Annotated in this window: 1 pseudogene; it reads left to right on the top strand. The window is 49.3% G+C overall.

Annotated features, from left to right (window positions below):
- Nucleotides 1–337, top strand: a pseudogene (locus tag AB4585_RS26355) (glucose-6-phosphate dehydrogenase); the annotation flags it as partial.

Here is a 337-nt window from a genome sequence, read left to right as displayed (position 1 = left end):
GTATTAGCAATGGTGGGCATGGAGTCTCCTCCTCGCATAAACGCAGACGCTATTCGTGACGAAGTGGTTAAGGTACTGCGAAGCCTCAAGCCACTTGATGAGAATGACCTGACTAATAACTTAGTATTGGGTCAATACACAGAATCTGAAGTGCGTGGCGAGTTCTTGCCTAGCTACCGTGACGAGAACGGTGTTGCCGATGACTCACGTACAGAGACCTACATAGGCCTGAAGGCTTACATCAACAACAGCCGTTGGAATGGTGTACCTTTTTACGTTCGTACCGGTAAGCGACTGCCGACGCGCGTTACCGAGGTGGTTATCCACTTTAAAGACA

Origin of the sequence: Vibrio sp. 10N.222.49.C9, from assembly GCF_041474985.1 — a bacterium.
Classification (GTDB): Bacteria; Pseudomonadota; Gammaproteobacteria; order Enterobacterales; family Vibrionaceae; genus Vibrio; species Vibrio crassostreae_C.
The sequence above is the reverse complement of the archived record's forward strand: the minus strand, read 5'-3'. Positions and strand labels throughout refer to the sequence as shown.